Source organism: Mycobacterium sp. (assembly GCF_965277065.1).
Lineage (GTDB): Bacteria > Actinomycetota > Actinomycetes > Mycobacteriales > Mycobacteriaceae > Mycobacterium.
This window is the reverse complement of sequence record NZ_CBDIBT010000015.1, coordinates 23,999-42,626: the sequence shown is the minus strand read 5'-3', so window position 1 is coordinate 42,626 and position 18,628 is coordinate 23,999. Positions and strand designations below refer to the sequence as shown.

Genomic DNA, 18,628 nt, shown 5'->3' with positions numbered 1-18,628 from the left:
CTTATCTGAAGATGCCGGGCAGGCTCAGCGCGGAGAGGGAGTCGTCGGACAGCGGGTTGTCGTGCACCATGTAAGTCCACGTCGACGTCGGACGGGCCAACTTCGACAGATCGACGCCCGGCTCGTTTTCGATCGCCGCTGAGGTCTCGAAGGTCTGCTGGGCCGCTTCGATCGCGTCCGCGGCCAGCGATGCGAACGCGTCGACGGCCATTCGGTGGAATTCGTCGAGCGGGTTCTGCCGGCCCAGGGCGCGCAGGTGGATGCTCTCCCGGATGTCGGCCAGGTAGGCCAGGTGGTCGGCCCAGCCGCGGTCGAGATGGAACAGCATGATCAGCCGGCAGATTTTCTCCAGCTGCTCTTCGGAAAGATCTTCGGACAGTTCGTCATAACGGTCGGGTGCCAGCTCGGCCAGCTCTTCGCGGGCGGCGGCGGTGCTGAGCAGCGTGTTGCGCCGCTCGACGATGATGGCGCGCTGCTGGGCGGTCAGCTGGTTGTACCGCCAGGTGTTGGCGTGGACGTCGAGTAAGCGTCCCTCGGCGACCCGCTGGGCGTGTTCGAGCAGCCCGGCGACCTTGGAGCTGACGATGCGGCCGTCCCCCTTTTTCAAGTCGGTTTGTACTGGCAGCTTGTTGGGCTCGAGGTTGGCCGAGGCGACGTCGTCTTCCCAACTGGAGAAGAACACCGACGAACCGGGATCGCCCTGACGGCCTGCGCGGCCACGCAGCTGGTTGTCGAGGCGTTCGGTGTGGTGCCGCCCGGTGCCGACCACGTGCAGTCCGCCGAGTTCGACCACCTCTTTTTTCTCAGGGGCATTGTCGCCTATATCGGAACCGCCGAGCCGGATGTCGGTGCCGCGCCCGGCCATCTGGGTCGACACCGTGACCGCGCCGAGCTTGCCGGCCTCGGCGATCACCGCGGCTTCTTCGGCATCGTTCTTGGCGTTGAGCACGACGGCGGGAACGCCACGGCGTTGCAGCCGCTCGTGCAGCTCTTCGGATTCGGCGACGTCGTGGGTGCCGACCAGGACGGGCTGTCCGGTCTCGTGCACGTCGATGACGTGGGCGAGGATTGCGTCGATCTTGGCCGCCCCAGTGATGTAGACGCGGTCCGTCTCGTCCGCGCGGATATTGGGCGTGTTCGGCGGGATCGGGGACACACCGAGCTTGTAGAACTGGCGCAGCTGTTCGCCTGCGGCCAAAGCGGTTCCGGTCATGCCGCAGACCGTCGGGTACCGATTGACCAGTGCCTGCACGGTGATGGTGTCCAGCACCTCGCCGGTTTCGGTCGTCTCGATGCCTTCTTTGGCCTCGACCGCCGCCTGCAGCCCGTCCGGCCAGCGTTGCAGCTGGGCGATCCGGCCGCGGGACGAGTTGATCAGGTGCACGGCGTCGTCGCGGACGATGTAGTGCACGTCGCGGTGCAGCAGGACGTGCGCGTGCAGTGCGACGTTGACCTCGGTGAGCGTGGTGCCGACGTGCTCTTCGGAATAGAGATCGATTCCGCCAAGCTGCTTTTCGAGTTTGTGCGCGCCGGCATCGGTCAGGTGGACGTTGCGGCTGTCGGAGTCGGTGTCGTAATCGTCGCCGGCGTGCAACTCACCGACGAGCCGGATGACCTCCAGCCGCGGCTGCTCCCGGTGGCTGGTCCCGGCCAGCACCAGCGGCACCAGCGCCTCGTCGACCAGCACCGAGTCGGCCTCGTCGATCAGGGCCACGTCCGGGTTGGGTGACACCAGGTCGTCGGCGTCGGTGACCAGCTGATCGCGCAGCACGTCGAAGCCGATCTCGTTGATCGACGCGTAGGTGACGTTGCACTTGTAGGCCGCGCGGCGCTCGTCGGCGGTCGACTCGCCGGTCACCCAGCCGACGGTGACGCCCAGCGACTCCAGCAGCGGACCCATCCATTCGGCATCGCGGCGGGCCAGGTAGTCGTTGATCGTGACGACGTGAACGTGCCGTCCACCCAGCGCATAACCCGCGGCGGCGATGGCCCCGGCCAGGGTCTTACCCTCACCGGTCGCCATCTCGACGACGTCGCCGGCCAGCATCCGCAGCGCGCCGAGCAGCTGCACGTCGAACGGCCGCAACGCCGTGGCCCGTTCACCGGCTTCTCTGGCGATGGCCAGGAACTGCGGAATGTCGTCTGCCTCGGCCAGGTCGTCGAGGTCGAGCAGGCCGGCGGCCTTGCGCAGCTGGTCGTCGTCGAGCCCCGCGGCTTTGTCGTCATACTTGGCCGATGCGGTCACCTGGGCCAGCGAGCGGCCCTGGTTCTTCTCGGTGCTGGCGCCGAGCAGTCGCCAGAAGCGGCCGCTCAGGCGGCGCGACGTTGAGCTGGTGGTCTTTGGCACAGGTCAACGGTACCGGTCACGCCAGGTTCGACCGGCGCGGATAGGCGACATCGGGATCGGTCAGCACGTTGACCACGGCGGGTAACCCGCTGCCCATGGCTCGTGTCAGTGCCGGACGCAGCTCGGCCGACGTCGAGACCAGCTCTCCGTGGCCGCCGAGTGCGCGAACCACCTCGTCGTAACGGGTGTTCGGCCGCAGCTCGGCCACCACCGAATACCCGTACAGTGCCTTCATCGGGTGGTGCTCCAGGGCCCAGATTCCGTTGTTGCCGATCACCGAAACAACGGGAACGTCATGGCGCACCAGCGTGTCCCATTCCATGCCGCTGAATCCGAACGCGCCGTCGCCTTGCAGTAGCACCACCTGCCGGTTCGGGTGGGCCAGCTTGGCCGCCAGCGCGTAACCCGGTCCTGAGCCCAGGCACCCGAACGGGCCGCTGTCCAGCCACGCGCCCGGGACGTGGCTGTCGATGACCCGGCCGGCGTAGGAGCCGAAATCGCCTGCGTCGACGACGATGATCGCGTCGCGGTCCAGCATCGGTGCGAGTTCGGCGTAGACGCGCATGGGGTGCAGGGGGCTGCGGTCGTCGGCCAACTCGCCCTGTTCGCGCTCACGGGCGGCGATCTCGGTCGCGCGCAGATCGGCGACCCACTCCTGGTGGCCGGTCGGCTCGGCGCGCGGTGTTTCGCTCATCACGGTCAGGGTCGCCGACAGGTCGCCGTACAGCCCGGCCGCGATCGGTCGGGGATGCTCGCGTTCGGGCTGCACGCGGTCGGCGACGATCAGCTGGGTGTCCGGCCCGAATACCGCGCCGAACCCCAGCCGGAAATCCATCGGCACTCCCACGACCAGCGCAACGTCGGCCTCCCCCAGAGCTTTCGAGCGTGCTCGGGAAAACGCCAGCGGATGGTCAGCGGGCACCGTGCCGCGGGCCATGCCGTTCATCAGCACTGGTATCCGGCGCTGCTCGGCCAACCGCAACAACGCGCCCTCAGCATGTCCCCACCACACGTTGGTACCCGCCATGATCACCGGCCGGTGGGCGTTGGCAAGCAGGCTGACGGCGCGATCGAGGGCGTTGCCGTCGGGTAGTACCGGGGCAGGCGGGGTTGTGAGAGCGCCGGGCTGTCCACCGTCGGCGGCCACCGAGAAGACGTGATCCATAGGGAAATCGATGAAGGCCACTCCCGACGGGGCGGTGACCGTGGCCCGTAGTGCCTCGTCGATCAGCTCGCTGACGGCGTCGGCCGACGGCGCCGTCGCCGCGAATCGAGTGAGCGGCGACACGAACGGCACATGATCGATCTCCTGCAGTGAGCCCATGCCCCATCGACCGGCAGGCGCGCGGCCGCCGAGGATCAGCAGCGGCGACGAGTTCTGCTGGGCGGCGGCCATGGCGCTCATGCCGTTGGTCACGCCGGGCCCGGCGGTCAACGCGGCCACCCCCGGCTGACGGGTCACCTTCGACCAGCCCTCGGCCGCGAACGCCGCGGTCTGCTCGTGGCGGGTGTCGATCAACCGGATGCCCTCGCTGCGGCAACCGTCGTAAATCGAGAACAGATGGCCGCCGGACAGCGTGAAGACGGTGTCGATCCCGCTGGCCTTCAGGCGGCGGGCGATGAGTTGTCCAGCATGAAACGAGTTGTCGGCGTCGTTGCCCATGGGCGCAGCCTATCGACCGACCTGGGGTACTTTCGCGGTGAAGCACCCACAGGGACGTTGGCTGACGCCTCGTCGGCAAGGAGACGCGATTTTGGACCCCAAGCCATTCAAGCCGTCGATCGATTGGTCCACGGCGACGACCGAGTCACTGTGGTGGCTGGCCAAGGGCTGGGTGATCGCCGCGGTGTGCGTGCTGGTGGTGCTGGTCTTGCTGCGCTACCTGACCGGCTGGGGCCGCCAGTACTGGCGGATCACCGGTGGCTACTTCACCGGACGCCACGCAGTGCCGACCTGGCTGCAGTTGGCGGCCTTGCTGTTGCTGGTCCTGCTCTCAGTGCGCTTGACGGTGCTGCTCAGTTATCAGAGCAATGACCTCTACAGCTCGCTGCAAACGGCCTTCGAGGGGACCGCTTTGGGCAACGAGCGCGTCAAAGATTCTGGGATTCATGGCTTTTGGATGTCACTTGCGCACTTCAGTGTGCTGGCAACGCTGTTCATCGTGCGGCTTCTGGTCGACATCTACCTAACGCAGCGGTTCATCATCTCCTGGCGTATCTGGCTGACCGGTCACCTCACCGACGACTGGCTGGCCGGGCGGGCCTACTACCGAGACCTGTTCATCGACAACACCATCGACAACCCCGACCAGCGAATCCAGCAGGACGTCGACATCTTCACCACCGGCGCCGGCGGTACACCGAACATCCCGTCCAATGAGACCGCCAACACTCTACTGTTCGGCGCCGTGCGCGCGGTGGTGTCGGTGGTCTCGTTCGCCGCGATCCTGTGGCATTTGTCTGGCCGGCTGGACATCTTCGGCCTCGATGTTCCCCGCGCGATGTTCTGGATCGTCGTGATCTACGTGCTGATCGCCACCGGCGTCGCGTTCAAGCTCGGGCGTCCACTGATCTGGTTGAGCTTCAACAACGAAAAGCTCAACGCCGCATTCCGTTACGCACTGGTCCGGCTGCGGGATGCAGCCGAGGCCGTCGGTTTCTACCGCGGCGAGCAGGTCGAGCGGGCCCAGCTGACGAGCCGTTTCAACCCGATCATCGGCAACTACCGGGGCTTCGTCCGCCGGACGATTGTGTTCAACGGGTGGAACTGGTCGATGTCGCAGGCAATTGTCCCGCTGCCGTGGATCATTCAGGCGCCCCGGCTGTTCGCCGGGCAGATCGCGTTCGGTGACGTCGGGCAGACGGCGACGGCCTTCGGTGAGATCCACGACTCGCTGTCGTTCTTCCGCAACAACTATGACGCCTTCGCCGCCTTCCGCGCGGCGATCATCCGTTTGCACGGACTGGTCGACGCCAACGCCAAGGGGCGCGACCTGCCTGCGGTGCTGACCCGGCCCACCGCCGACGGCTCGGTCGAATTCGACGGCGTCGAGGTGCGCACACCCGATGGCGACCCGCTGGTCGACGCGCTGGACGTGCGGCTGGAATCCGGTCAGTCGCTGGTGATTACGGGGCAATCGGGCGCCGGCAAGACCACGCTGCTGCGCAGCCTGGCTGAACTCTGGCCGTACGCGTCAGGGACGTTGCGCTGCCCCGAGGGCGACAACGCGACGTTGTTCCTCTCGCAACTGCCCTACGTGCCGCTGGGCACGTTGCGGACGGTGGTGTGTTACCCGAATCCACCGGCTGACATCTCGGACCAGACGCTGCGCGAGACGCTGACCAAGGTCGCCCTCGCACCGTTGACACAACGGCTCGACGAGGTGCGCGACTGGGCCAAGGTGCTTTCCCCGGGTGAGCAGCAACGCGCGGCTTTCGCGCGTATTTTGCTGACCAAGCCCAAAGCGGTCTTCCTCGACGAGAGCACCTCAGCACTCGACGAAGGGCTCGAGCACGCGCTATATCAGTTGCTGCACAACGAATTGCCGGACTGCGTCGTGGTCAGCGTCAGTCACCGGCCCGCGGTCGAGCAGTTCCACGATCGACACCTCCAGCTGCTCGGCGGCGGTCCGTGGCGGCTGGGTGAGGTGAACAAGCTACCAGCGCCCGTTTAACTTGTGGCGGCCGCGTGCGCTCCGGCGCGGCGACCAAAGAAAGACCCCTCCCCGAGCTGGGTGCCGCTGGCGTAACCCTTGCCGTCCTGGGCGATGTTGGACACACACGCGCCGACCGCGTACAAGCCCGGGACGACGGTGTTGTCGCTCCGCTGCACCTGGCCATCGACGGTGACCGACAGGCCACCCATCGTGAACCCGGAGTACATCGCCCGGCCAAGAGACAGGTCGAACACGGCCCACGGTCCGTTATCTTGCGGCGCAACGTATTCCGATTGCTTGTGAAAGTCAGGGTCTTCACCGTTGGCGGCAAACTTGTTGTAGCGCTCCAGCGTTGCCGCGACACCGCCCGCGGGAATCTCGAGTGCTTGCTCCAGTTCGGCGATCGTCTCGTAGCCGTCGAGGAACTTGATCAGTGGCATCGCCGGCATCTCGGTGTGCGCCTCGTCGACGATCAGATACGCGGTCTGCTCCGGCTGCTCGAGCACGAAAGCCGATGTGCGCGAATGGTAGGAGTCTTCGGCGACGAAGCGCTTGCCCTCCTTGTTGACGATCACACCCGTCAGCAGCACTTCGGGCGGATACGCGGCCGCGGTGATGAACTTCTCGGTCATGTTTTCGGCAACGCCTCCCGCTGATATACCCATCCGCAGGCCCAACCCGTCGTCGTTTGGGTTGCCCAAGATGTACGGCGCGACAAGCCCGTGGTGTTTCGTGCGCCGCGGCTGGCCGAGCTCGGGAGTGTGTTCGGCGACCATGTCGGGGTTCATCGCGAAACCGCCGGCCGCGATGATGAACGAATTGGCTTTCACCGCACCGGTTTCGGTGAAGTGCTTCCACGCGACGCCGACCACGGCGCCGTCCGCGTCCAGGATCAGGTTGGTTGCGCCGGTCTCGTAGCGGAATTGGACGCCCAGCTCATCGGCGCGTTTGACCAGGAGATCGATCACCATGGACGCGCCGCCCAGCTCCCCTGGCACCGGCACGGAATGGCCGCGCGGCGACGGGACGGCCTGCTCACAGAAGGGCCACACCTTCTCGTTGCCGGTGTAGCTCAAGCCTTCGGTGCCGGGCGGGACCACCACCTTGCCCGGGTGGAAACTTCGCTCGAACTGAAAGCCCAAGTCTTCCAACCAATTGAAGTGTTCGACGCTGCCATCGCTGTAGGCGCGGATCTTCTGGTGATCCGGTTCGCGCGACACCGCAACGAGATACTTGTACATTTCCTCGGCCGAGTCGGGATGGCCGGTCGCTTCCTGAACCGCGGTGCCGCCGCCGAGATAGAAGTGCCCGCCGGCCAGCGACGTCGTGCCACCGGCCGCGGCTGCTCGCTCGAGCACTAGCACCCGTGCGCCCGCCGCGGCGGCGCTCACCGCCGCGCATCCGCCCCCGATGCCGAAGCCGAGGACCACGACGTCCACCTCATCCGACCACGACCTGACGCCGTCAACGCTCAACGTTGCTGGGATGTCAGTGCCCATTGGCGCTACTCCTCCTGCCCTATTCGAATCGCACTGCTCTGTCTATCGTCGTCAGCGCGACTCATTGGCGCTGCTCCTGCTTGATGTAGTCGAAGAACTGGCGCATCTCGGGTGAGACGTGCGCGATCTCCACGAACGGAACCCCGTATTGCGGGGCGGACAGATACGCGAATCGCAAACCGCCAGGCATCACGCCCTGCTGCGGCACAGAGGCTCCTTGCTCGGCGGCTGAGACCAGTGCGGCTTCGAAGCTCTCCAAGGTGTCGGCCTCCACGCAGATGTGGTGCAGACCCGGTCCGCTGTCGTGCAAAAAGTCACTATAGATATTAGGCCCGCTGACCGGCTCGATAAGTTCGAGCTGCATGTCGCCGAGATAGCTCAGCGAAATGCTGGCGATGAAATCGGCGGGCGCGCCGCGGTAGCTGCAAGCGTCCGGAGTGAAGTGGACGTCGGGCAGGCGCACCCACTTCTTCACCCCTAACAGGCCGGTGAGAGCCTTTTCGGTGGTGTCCAGGCTGTGCGTCACCCAGGCGGTTTGGACCGGCGATCCGAAGGTGTGGCTCATCGTCACGCAGAATAACCCAGCCTCTGCCGCTGCCGGAACCAGCGGTTTGATGTTGCCGTTCCCGGGTGCGTGGTCGCCCAAGGAGACCGATGAACACGTTCTAATTCTGCGGCGCGACGCTGAACGGAGCCGGGTCGGCATCGGTGTGGGTCAACAGTTCGATCAGTAGTCGGACCTGGGTGTCGAACACGGTCTGCGGGTCGCTCAGAGTGTCGGCGCCGAACTGTCCGAACACCTCGAGGCTGATCGCGCCGATCACACCGGCCCAGATCGTGAAACATTTGGCGATAACGGCGTCGTCGCCGGCGAAACCGAATTCCTGCCGTAGCCGCTCGAAGTCACCTGATATCGGTTGCGGCGCATGGTGATTGGTCAGCTTGATGTCACCGGTCGCGATGCCGGCTGCGACGGCGTCGAACATCGCACCGATCACCCGCGTCCCCGGGCCGACCGTTCGCTCGGCCGGCGCGTGATACCCCGGCACCGGGCTGCCGTACAACAGTGCCCAGCTGGCCGGGTGGGCGATGGCCCAGCCATGTGCTGCGCGGGCGATCGCGCCAACATCGTCACTCCACGCGTCCGGCACGTCGTCGCGGGCGCGATCCACCGCGTCGGCCAACTCGGAGTAGGCGTCGACAACCAGCAGCGTCAGCAACTCGTCGCGGCTGGCGACGTAGCGATAGACCGCCGAGGACACCATGCCTAGATCGCGCGCGATCGCGCGCAGTGACAGACCGGCCGCGCCGTGCGCCACCAGATGACGCCGACCGAGCTCGATGATCTGCGCTTCCATGCGCTCGCGCGAGTCGCGTCGTTTCGGCATCGTCCAAGTCTCGCACGAATGAGATCAGTGCTCTTGTTTTCCGGGCTGCGCTGTGTCAGGCTCAGCTTCAAGAGAGCAGCGCTCTCTAAACGATGAGAAAGGACATGTCATGCCGGTGAGATACGACGAACCCCACGGTGCGGCGAAGACCGCCAGTACCCTGATCCGCTGGCTGGCCGATGCCGGCATCAGCATCGCCGGAACTCGGGCCTTGCGAGTGCGCGGCCGCACGTCAGGCCGGGTTCGCAGCGTGGTAGTCAACGTCTTGACGGTCGGTGATGTCGACTATCTGGTCGCAACGCGGGGCAACACGCAGTGGGCGCGCAACGTTCGGGCAGCCGGCGTGGTCGAGGTCGGACCGATCTGGCGTCGTCGCAGCCTGCGGGCGACCGAGGTGGCCGACGCCGCGAAGCCGGAGCTACTCACGCGCTACCTGAGCAGGTGGTACTGGGAGGTTAAAGGCCATATCGCCGGGCTGACTCCTGATTCCGACGAGGACCAGCTCAGGGCCGCGGCGCCGTCGATACCGGTGTTCGCGCTGACGGCCGACGCCTAGATCGCTGGACCGCCGACGCCGACGTCCTGGCGGATCTGTTGGGTCGTCGACTGCCACGACACCGCCGCCGGGAAGGCGCCCCAGACGCTGTTGAAGAGGCCTACGATCCGGGCGGGCCCGGGGCCACTGGTGAGGTAGACCGGCCCGCCGGAGTCGCCCTGCTGGCTGATCGCGCCGTGTCCCATGGTGAACCAGCCGTTGTTGACGGCTTCGACGGTCCCGCAACTTTCGCCCGTGACGACGCCGAAGTGGCAGATCGGTTCGCCGGGCGTGACAACCAATCCCGGATCGGACACCAAGATGCGTCCGCCGAGCAAGATGTTGTTCACCGTCACGTCGGGAGCCAGCACGATCGACTCGTAGTCGGCGATTTCCTGGTCGGTGTTGACGAACGCACCGTTGGGCGTGTTGTCGCGAAACGTGGCCACGTTGCCGATGACCTTGTTGTCCTTGTCGAACACCGGGCCGTCGCTGTGGCAATGCCCCGCGCTGAAAGCCACCCGCAGGCGGGGATCCACGTAACCCAGGGTGCACAGGTGGGTGCCTTGATGGATCTCCATCCCGGGGAAAACCGGAACCGGATCGGCGTGGGCAGTGACGGGAGCACACACCGTCACGGCCACAGCGCTGACCAGCGCGCCAAAAGCACGAATTGCCGGACCCCCCACCCGTTTGCTCCGATCCTTCGCGGCCAGCGCCCCACCGGCCAACTTTTAGGCTACCTAGCCAACGTTGGGCGAGGTAAGCGTTTTGAAGGGATCGGTTAAGAGCACGCCGGCCGTGTTAGCGGCCGACGCGCTCCCTCTCGCGATCAAGGAATGGTCAGAACCTGTCCCGGCTGGATCAGGTCCGGGTTGGGGATGCCGCTGGCGTCAGCGATGATCTGGTACTTGTTGCCGTCGCCGTAGAACTGCTCGGCGATGGCCCACAACGTGTCGCCGGACTCCACGGTGTAGGTCCGGGCGGCCGGGGCCTCGGGCTCGGGGGCCGGGGCCGGGTCTTGCTCGGCCGCGTTGTCGACGTGCACTTCTTCAGCGGCAGGCGCGGCGGCTTCCGGCTCGGGCGGAGGCGGAGCGTCGGTCTCGGTCTTGGTCGACCACGCGGCTCCGTCGGCCGAGTAGAGCACCACGTTGCGGTCGTCCTGCAGGACAAGACGAACGTTCTTCTTGCCCTTGGTGTCGGTGTGCCACACCGGCTTGTCGCCCGTGTAGAGAACGAAGTTGCCGTCGCTCTGAACCTCGGCACGGACCACGTCTTCGCCATTGGTGCCCGACGACCAGATCGCGTGGCCGCGCGCGGCCAGGACCAGGTTCCCGTCGTCTTGCAACGTCAGCGTGTAGGCCCCGTTGCTCGAGGTGAGCGATTCACCTTTGACAAGCTTTTGCCCCTCGGTGAGAGTGTCTCCCACAGCAATTCCCTTCTCCTGGTCACGGCAGGCGGATACCGGCCTCACTGTCGAACTTACTGATCTTGGCTTAGCCTCGGGGGCTTTCGGCTCGCTCTAATCAAAACGCAGAATGAACAAGCGCTCACCATCGCGCCTGCGCCTAGCGTGACGGTGACGAGGGAGCCGAGGCGTCACGCCGGACGGCAGACGGGGGCTGCCAACCAGGCGGCCCGAACACGTAGCCGAGCCGGTCGCGCAGACGCGCCGCTGAGCGGAAATCCCGGGCGATAGCGAGATATTCGTGGGTTTGCAGTTTCCAGACGTTGAACGTGTTCACCTGCTTGGTGAGCCCGTAATGCGGCCGGAACGTCTCCTGCCGGAAGGTCCCGAACAGGCGGTCCCAGACGATGAAAATCCCGCCGTAGTTCCTGTCGAGGTACTCGGCGTCCATGCCGTGGTGCACACGATGATGCGCGGGCGTGTTGAAGATGAATTCGAAAGGCGCCCACATTTTGCCGATTCGCTCGGTGTGTACCCAGAACTGGTAAATCAAATTGACCGAGAAGCTGCAGAAAACTATCCAAGGTGGAATTCCTATGAGCGGCAACGGAATCCACATCAGAATTTCGCCGCTGTTGTTCCACTTCTGACGCAGCGCAGTGGCGAAGTTGAAGTACTGGCTGGAGTGGTGCGCCTGGTGGGTCGCCCAGATCAGCCGAATCCGGTGTGCGCTGCGGTGATAGCAGTAGTAGAGCAGGTCGACACCGAGGATCGCGATCACCCAGGTGTACCACCGCGTCGCCGCCAGGTGCACGGGAGCTACGTAGGCGTAGATCGCGGCGTAGCCGAGTACGGCAAGGAATTTCCACGCCGCAGTGGTGGCCACCGAAATCAGTCCCATCCGGATGCTGGCCCACGAGTCGGCGGCCAGGTAGGCACCCGAGCCGGGACGATCGGTGTGGGCGCCCATTTCTCGTTCGATGCTTTCGAGCTTGCGCGCCGCCGTCCACTCCAGAATCAACAGCAGAAGGAAGAACGGAATTGCGAACAAAACCGGGTCACGCATCTGATCCGGCAGCACGGATAGAAACCCGGCGATCGCATTCACGTCGAACACTTTACGACGTCGCCGACCGGTCTAGCGAAAATCGCCGCCTAGTCCGTGAGGGGCGCCCGTGGCATCGGCTCGTCCCCATCGCCGGCGTACCAATGCACCGCTTGAACACCTTCCTGCAGTGACAATTCCGCAACGAGCTGCTCGAGCCGAGCCGGCGCGTGGCCATCGCTGAGCAGGTACGCGGTCAGCGCAACGCTGTCGTCACTGGTTTGCCCCGTGCGAATGCCGCGCAACACCAGGCGATCTCCCCCGCCACCGGTGTGTTGGACAATGTGAGCCCGGGCATACTTCGCGGACTTGGGCCGACAAATCACCTGCAGTTGATACGGCTGGTCGTCCTCGTCCTCTTCCACCACGCTGTCGCCGTGGTCGATCAGGTGGCCCAGGGGCCGCCCCAACAGGTGGATCGCCACGATGGTGCCGGTGGCTATCAGCGCGAACACCAGATGCCCGCCGGCCGCGAGCACGCCGACCGCGGCCGAACACCACAAGGTCGCCGCGGTGTTGAGCCCGCGCACGTTGAAGCCCTCGCGCAGGATCACGCCACCACCGAGGAAGCCGACTCCGGAGACGACGTAGGACGCCACGCGGGTGGGGCTGCTGTCGCCGGTCGCGACCGCATACAGCACGAACAGCGTCGCGCCCGTGGCCACCAGCGCGTTGGTGCGCAGGCCCGCTCGTCGTGCCTGCCATTGCCGTTCGATTCCGATCAGAGCGCCGCAGCCAAGGCCCACCCCCAGCCGTACGGTGAACTCCGCGATAGTCAACGTCTGCATGACGCGGCCTTCCTTTCCCCCGGGCCGGGGCGCTTACCAGTGTGGCCGACGCCGACCCGATTAGCGTTCATTGCTTTCAAACACGTTGTGGTACTTACCCGACCGCGGCCCAGGACGGGACCATCGGCGGCCGGATCAGGAACCGGTTGTCCAAGATTCCGCCGGTCGCACCGGCGCGGGCGCCGACGGCGGCACCACTCGGGGCGACCCCCGGCACGCCCGCCGCGACCTCCGGCGGCGCCGCCGCCGACGGGGTGCTTCCCAGTCCCGGCGCGATCGGGGTCGCGGAAGACGGTGCCGCCGCGGTCCAGTTCGGCGGCACCGACAACGCCCCGATGGATCCGGCCTGGCCGGCGGCCGCCGACATCGAGGAGCCAGCCGCGCCGAGCCCGGCTGTGCCCGACATCCCTGACGTGCCCGAGCCCGGGCCTGCTGCCACGCCCAACGGTGAAAATGCTTTCACCGCTTCATTTCCCGCTATCGCACCCGGATTCATGAAGCCGGCGCTGGTGACGATCTGCGCTGCCTGCAACGGATTGATGGCACCGGTGGAGGTCAACGTGTTCCAGACATTGGCGTTGGGTCCCCAGGCACTCCAGAAGCTGTCGAGCTGGGAGTTGCCTGACGAGCCGCCGCTCAGCAGGCCCTCGAGCTCCGACAGCGCGGAGGTCGACGACGAAGTGGTTGCCGCCGGGGAGGCCATGCCCTGGAGCGCGGTGGGTACCGCTGCGGTCATCTGCGACAAGGCCGCCTGCGTGCTGGTGTTGGTGGCCTCAGACGTCGCGGCCGCCTGCCCGGCGAGTGCCCCGGGCGCCGTGGTTTGTGGCACAGTGCTGAACGACGGCACCTTGGTCGCCGAAAATGACTGCGCGGCATAGCCGTACATCGCCGCTGCGTCTTGAGCCCACATCTGGCCGTAGTGGGCCTCGGTGGCCGCGATCGCCGGAGCGTTCTGCCCCAGCACGTTTGTCGCCACCAACGACGCCAGCTGAGTCCGGTTGGCCGCAATCAGCGGCGGTGGCACGGTCATCCCGTACGCCGCCTCGTAGGCCGCCGCGGCCGCCGTCGCCTGACCGGCGGTCTGCTCGGCCTGTGCGGCGGTCGTCTTCATCCAGGCCGTGTACGGCGCGGCCGCAGCCGCCATCGCCGTCGATGCCTGACCCTGCCAGCCTTCGCCGATCAGATTCGAAATGATCGAGCTGTAATTGGCTGCCTGCGAGCGCAATTCCGATGCCAAGCCGTTCCACGCCGACGCGGCGAACAGCATCGACGACGATCCCGGTCCGGCATACATCTTGGCGGAGTTGACTTCCGGCGGGGATGCGCCGAAGTCGAACGATGCAGTCATCGTGGCACTCCTTTCAGCTCGCCGAGGTCGCGTTGGCGGCCTCGGTGGCGCCGTAAGAATCGGCGCTGACGCCGAGAGTGCTGACGAACAGCTCGTGCACCGCGGCAGCCTGGGCGCTCACCGCCTGATACATCGCGGCCTGCGATACGAATTGTGCAGCGGTCAACGCCGATACCTCGTCGGCTGCTGCGGGCACCACGCCCCTCGTTGGTGCCATCGCGGCAGCGTTCTGTGCCGCCAGTTCTGAGCCGATACCGGTCAGCTGGCCGGCTGTTGCCGCGAGCAGGTCGGGCTGCGTCGTTACGAAAGTCATTGGATTCTCCTTAGCGAGGGCAGGCTGAAGCGGCACCTGTGCCTTGGCACAACAAGCGAACACGCGTATGAAAAACTCAGCGCGCGTGAGTAATTGAAGCGGCGAGCGCCGTTTCAGTAGGAGTAGAGGACGCCGAGGCCGGGTCCGGACGAAACGATCACCGGTCTCGGATACGGACTGTCACTGCGATTCACTTCGCCACACCTCCTCGCGGTCAGGGCACACAGGGGTGCCGACACGGTGCACGCGGGACGGAGCGAGTCCGGCCAGACGAGCCGGTCGCTGCACCCCTCTCGACAGAGCTTTGGCACTGCACGGCGTATCCGGGCCTACATCAAATCAAAGGCCGGAAGCCACTTGGGCTCAACCCTTAAGCCGGGAGGAGCTGTCCTGACCCTGGGCGTCTTTCGACATTTGAGGTCAGTGGCCTATATCCGTGCAGACGCCTCACCTAGCGAGGTGCTTGCTTCGGTCATAGTTCCACCAAGATCGGCGGGAGTCAATTGCGCGCGCGCAAATGAGCTTCGGCATCAGCGTGTTACATGTGGTTGCCTGACCTATTCCGCGGTCGAAATCAGTTGTGAGAAATCATCTTTCACCAAGGCATAAGCACCTCAAAGCAAGCGGCTCCCAGAAGGTTACCGCGGACTGGGTTCTGCACACTGGGGATGGCGCGTCGAACGCGATGCCAGCCTCGGTGTCTCATTCCGGTCGTGGTGGCACAGCTCCCCTCTTTCACCCGGCAGCTGGTGGACGGCCAACGACGGTGGGTTTGAACCCGTAGCGGGGGGCGGCAAAACCCCAGCCGCGTCCGCCGGGGGCACCGGCCATCGGCATTCCCGGCATGCCGGGAGCTCCCGCGGTGCCAGACACCTCCTCGATTCCCGGCGGGTTGTACCAGCCTTCCGTCGGCGACGCCGCAGCTGCGGGGCTGGCGGCGGGGGCGGCCGCAGCCCAGCTCTGCGGCACCGACATCGTCCCGACGAGAGTCGCTCGACCGATGCCCGCCGACACCGGCGCGCTGCCCAAACTCGCTGCGCCCGACGGCCCAACCGCGCCCATAGCGGCTACTCCTTCAGCGGCCACACCGGAGGCACCTGCACCCGGAACCGCGGTCGCACTGAGGGCGCGGATGACGGATAGATCCGCGCCGACCTGGGTTATACCGGCCACCGACATCGGTGTGAACGAGCTGCTGGCAAGGTTGGACAACAGGTTCGTTACATCTCCGGGCTGCAGAGCCGGGAGAGCCGCGGACTGCACTGGCGATGCGAGGCTCTGCAGCGCAGGTGGCACGGTAGAAACCAGTTGAGACAGCGCGGACTGCGCACCCACGCTCGACGACGCACCCGCGGCTTGGTTGACGGCGCCGCCCTGGCTGGCTGCGCCGGCCGCGTTGGTGGTCTCCGGCGGCGATCTGAACGGTGTCACGGTAGACGCGACCGCCGATGAGCCCGCGTATCCGTACATCGCCGCGGCGTCTTGAGCCCACATTTCGCCATACAGCGCCTCGGTGGCCGCAATCGCGGCGGTGTTCTGGCCCAAGACATTGGTTGCCACCAACGCCGCGAGTTGCGTGCGATTGACCGCGACGATCCCGGGTGGCACCGTCCCTGCAAAAGCTGCCTCGTACGCCGCCGCGGCAGCCCTGGCCTGGTCAGCGGTTTGCTCGGCCTCAGCGGCGGTAACGCTCATCCATCGAATATATGGTGACGCGGCGACCGTCATTGCTGCCGAGGCCGGTCCCAGCCAGGGACCCTCGGTCAGGCTGTTGATCACCGCACCGTACGTGGTTGCCGTTGAACTCAGCTCGGCGGCCAGTGCGTCCCACGCTGACGCTGCGGCCAGCATCGGTGTCGAGCCAGGACCGGAGTACATCCGGCCCGAGTTGATTTCTGGTGATAGAGCTCCGAAATCCATTGCAGCAAAACCTCTTAACTCGCAGACCTGCGATAAATTGAATGCCGGTCGCCGTTGCGGGCGAACACCCGGCTGTGTCCTCGCGGAGGACATGACCTGTCCCCGATGTGAACCGATGTCCGGTGATCCACCTCCTCCGGCAAGTGCACCGGTGCGGAGGCTCAAAGAAGAGGAGCATTGCCCGACTCAATGGCCGGAGAGCACCCCTCTCGCCGGAGCTTTGGCACTGCACGGCGTATCCGGGCCCTCAACAAATCAAAGGCCGGAAGCCACTTGGGCTCAACCCTTAAGCCGGGAGGAGCTGTCCTGACCCTGGGCGTCTTTCGACGTTCGAGGTCAGTGGCCTATGTCCGTGCAGACGCCTCACCTAGCGAGGTGCATGTAACGTCTGTGTGAACTGATACTTGCAGTGGCGTCCCGCCTGGTCAAGAGACGGCCGTCAGGATGTTGTAAAGACTTATCCACGCCTCCGCCGAAATACGGCGGCGTTAGTCGATTTTCTTTTCGGCCACCGCTGCGCTCAGCCCCTCGGCGAGGTCGTCGCGGGTCAATTCTTTGAACCGGCGCAGCTGGTCATCGCTGAACTCGTCGAAATCACTATGCAACACCGCGTCGAGGTCTTCGTCGTCGAGGCGGAAGCTGCGGTGGTCACGGGCCTTTTCCACCACGTTGCGGACGAACCCGGCGTTGCCTAATGTGTCGATGCCGCGGATCAGATCGCCCTCCGGCGAGATGGTCTCGTCGTCGTAGAACCTGGTGTAGGCCGGCAGCAAACCTTCGACGGCGTCGTCGGTGATGACGTCCTCGTTTTCCTTGCCCATCAGCTGGGTCAGCGCGACCAGCTCCTTGGGGTTGTAGCTGAAGAACTCGATGACGGTGGAGAACCGGCGTCGCAGACCCTGGTTGACCTCCAGCATCTTGTCCATCGCCTTGGCGTAGCCGGCTCCGAAGACCACCAGTTCGTCGCGGTGGTTTTCCATGTAGAGCAGCAAGGTGTTGATGATCGCGTTGCCGTATGCGTCGCCGGTGGAGTAGCCGCTCTCGTGCAGGTTGTGCATCTCGTCGAAGAAGACGGCTCCGCCCAGCGCCTCCTCGAGCATCTCCTCGGTGTTCTTCTCCGCGTCGGCCATGTAGCGGCCCAACAACTTCGCGCGGCTCGTCTCCACCACCAACGGCTTACGCAGCACGGTCAGACCACACAGCTGCTTTGAAAAAGCCCGCGCCACGGACGTTTTGCCGGTACCGGGAGGCCCGAGTAGCAGCGTGTGGCGCGACGTCACCGGCACGGGTAGACCCATTTTCGCGCGGGCCAGGTTGACCTTGGTTGTCGACTTGATCAGCTTGATTTCCCGCTTGGCCTGATCCATCCCGAGCATCGCGTTGAGCTCGGCATCGCCCTCGTCGAGATACTTCTTGGCCATTTCCGAATGCCGGGCGGCCTCGGCCTCCTGGCGGGTGGGGGCACTGTCCACGTCCCACGGATCCGTCCGGGCCTCGATGGTTTCCGGGTCGGTCAGCACCAAGCGGAAACTGGGATTGTCGAGGGCCTCGCGTGCCGGGGTGAATCTGGCGTCGCGTGAGTAGACCCGGCGCAGGCACTCAACGGCCTCTTCTTCGCGGCCGAGGTGGCGGAAGCACATGCCCTGGGTGTACATCGCGACGTTGGCCGCGCTGGGCACCCGATCCCCCTCGATCGCTTCCAGCGCGCGACGGGTTGCCTCCTCGAACACCCCCAGCGACGCCAGTGCGGTGGTGGCCATCGCGGCCCCGGCAGCCTTGAGCTCAGGATGACGCCAGCCCGCGCCCGGCGGAAATTGGCTCAGCACGTCCGGCCAACGGCCGGTGCGGAAGTACAGCAGCCCCCGTACGTACTTGACCAGTTCCTCGTCGGAGGCGTGCCGTGGCGTGATCGAATCCAGCAGCTCGGCCGCTTCGGCGAAGTGCTTTGCCTCGGTCAGGGCGGCCGCGTAGCTGGCGGTCAGCGACTCGACGCTGGTGACTGCGAGCTTGAGGAACATCCCGTCGGAGACCTCAGGGCGAAACTCCAGTTCCGTCAAGCCCAAGCGGCGCATCTCCCAGCCGAACGTCTTCACCGATAGCCATGCCCCGGTCAGCACATCGATGCCTTGGTCGCCAGCCAGCAAGCGGGCGAGCCAGGCGTCGCACATCTGCGGGTCGAGGCTGGTGGCCGCCGTGAACATCCGCAGCGCCACCTGCGGATTATGGCTGGGCTGAAGGCCGTTGACCGATATCCCGGACGCCAACAGCCCCGCGACCATTGCGTTGCGGGAGTCCGTCGCGTTGGTTTGCGGTCGCGTCAT

General features: G+C 65.5%; 15 protein-coding genes and 2 riboswitches. Of the genes, 2 read left to right on the top strand and 13 right to left on the bottom strand.

The genetic code is table 11. From position 1 onward, the window contains the following. Position 1: 1 nt before the first annotated feature. Both secA2 and ACQY5A_RS04315 read right to left on the bottom strand, forming a co-directional pair. A complete protein-coding gene (gene secA2 / locus ACQY5A_RS04320; protein WP_428339152.1) occupies positions 2-2,347 on the bottom strand; it encodes an accessory Sec system translocase SecA2 in 2,346 nt (781 codons plus the stop codon). A gap of 16 nt (positions 2,348-2,363) precedes the next feature. After that, on the bottom strand, positions 2,364-4,010 hold the full coding sequence (locus ACQY5A_RS04315; RefSeq protein ID WP_428339150.1) for an acetolactate synthase: 1,647 nt from the start codon (positions 4,008-4,010) through the stop codon (positions 2,364-2,366). A gap of 91 nt (positions 4,011-4,101) precedes the next feature. On the opposite strand from ACQY5A_RS04315, the gene ACQY5A_RS04310 reads away from it, so the two are divergent. Next, positions 4,102-6,021 (top strand): ABC transporter ATP-binding protein/permease, encoded by a 1,920-nt coding sequence (locus ACQY5A_RS04310; protein WP_428339149.1) that lies wholly within the window; start codon positions 4,102-4,104, stop codon positions 6,019-6,021. Here ACQY5A_RS04310 and ACQY5A_RS04305 read toward each other — a convergent pair. The 3 genes from ACQY5A_RS04305 to ACQY5A_RS04295 all read right to left on the bottom strand — a co-directional run bounded on the left by ACQY5A_RS04305 (position 6,018) and on the right by ACQY5A_RS04295 (position 8,890). Continuing rightward, positions 6,018-7,502 carry an FAD-binding protein gene (locus tag ACQY5A_RS04305; protein WP_428339148.1) on the bottom strand — a complete coding sequence of 495 codons (1,485 nt, stop codon included), beginning with the start codon at positions 7,500-7,502 and terminating at the stop codon, positions 6,018-6,020. The genes ACQY5A_RS04310 and ACQY5A_RS04305 overlap by 4 nt on opposite strands. Before the next feature lie 61 nt (positions 7,503-7,563). After that, on the bottom strand, positions 7,564-8,067 hold the full coding sequence (locus ACQY5A_RS04300) for a VOC family protein (RefSeq protein WP_428339147.1): 504 nt from the start codon (positions 8,065-8,067) through the stop codon (positions 7,564-7,566). A 100-nt stretch (positions 8,068-8,167) separates the two neighbouring features. Continuing rightward, entirely contained in the window at positions 8,168-8,890 is a 723-nt protein-coding gene (locus tag ACQY5A_RS04295) for a TetR/AcrR family transcriptional regulator (RefSeq protein WP_428339146.1), read from the bottom strand. Between the two features lie 109 nt (positions 8,891-8,999). Between ACQY5A_RS04295 and ACQY5A_RS04290 the strand changes: the two genes are divergently transcribed. Next, on the top strand, positions 9,000-9,446 hold the full coding sequence (locus ACQY5A_RS04290; protein WP_428339145.1) for a nitroreductase/quinone reductase family protein: 447 nt from the start codon (positions 9,000-9,002) through the stop codon (positions 9,444-9,446). Here the strand turns inward: ACQY5A_RS04290 and ACQY5A_RS04285 are convergent. The 8 genes from ACQY5A_RS04285 to eccA form a co-directional block, all read right to left on the bottom strand. Continuing rightward, positions 9,443-10,114: a hypothetical protein gene (locus tag ACQY5A_RS04285; RefSeq protein ID WP_428339144.1), complete on the bottom strand. Its 672-nt coding sequence runs from the start codon at positions 10,112-10,114 to the stop codon at positions 9,443-9,445. The two genes, ACQY5A_RS04290 and ACQY5A_RS04285, sit on opposite strands and share 4 nt — an antisense overlap. A gap of 143 nt (positions 10,115-10,257) precedes the next feature. Further along, positions 10,258-10,854, bottom strand: coding sequence for a LysM peptidoglycan-binding domain-containing protein (locus ACQY5A_RS04280; RefSeq protein ID WP_428339143.1), 597 nt, complete (start codon positions 10,852-10,854; stop codon positions 10,258-10,260). A 139-nt stretch (positions 10,855-10,993) separates the two neighbouring features. After that, complete coding sequence (locus ACQY5A_RS04275) at positions 10,994-11,941, bottom strand: sterol desaturase family protein (RefSeq protein WP_428339142.1); 948 nt, start codon at positions 11,939-11,941, stop codon at positions 10,994-10,996. Between the two features lie 47 nt (positions 11,942-11,988). Beyond that, entirely contained in the window at positions 11,989-12,726 is a 738-nt protein-coding gene (locus ACQY5A_RS04270; RefSeq protein WP_428339141.1) for an MgtC/SapB family protein, read from the bottom strand. 94 nt (positions 12,727-12,820) lie between these two features. Beyond that, positions 12,821-14,074, bottom strand: coding sequence for a PPE family protein (locus tag ACQY5A_RS04265; RefSeq protein ID WP_428339140.1), 1,254 nt, complete (start codon positions 14,072-14,074; stop codon positions 12,821-12,823). A 13-nt stretch (positions 14,075-14,087) separates the two neighbouring features. Then, positions 14,088-14,387, bottom strand: coding sequence for a PE family protein (locus tag ACQY5A_RS04260; protein WP_428339139.1), 300 nt, complete (start codon positions 14,385-14,387; stop codon positions 14,088-14,090). Between the two features lie 281 nt (positions 14,388-14,668). Next, positions 14,669-14,853: riboswitch (M-box (ykoK) riboswitch) on the bottom strand. A 269-nt stretch (positions 14,854-15,122) separates the two neighbouring features. After that, a complete protein-coding gene (locus ACQY5A_RS04255) occupies positions 15,123-16,307 on the bottom strand; it encodes a PPE family protein (protein ID WP_428339138.1) in 1,185 nt (394 codons plus the stop codon). A gap of 197 nt (positions 16,308-16,504) precedes the next feature. Beyond that, positions 16,505-16,689: riboswitch (M-box (ykoK) riboswitch) on the bottom strand. A 106-nt stretch (positions 16,690-16,795) separates the two neighbouring features. Then, positions 16,796-18,628: a type VII secretion AAA-ATPase EccA gene (gene eccA, locus ACQY5A_RS04250; RefSeq protein ID WP_428339137.1), complete on the bottom strand. Its 1,833-nt coding sequence runs from the start codon at positions 18,626-18,628 to the stop codon at positions 16,796-16,798.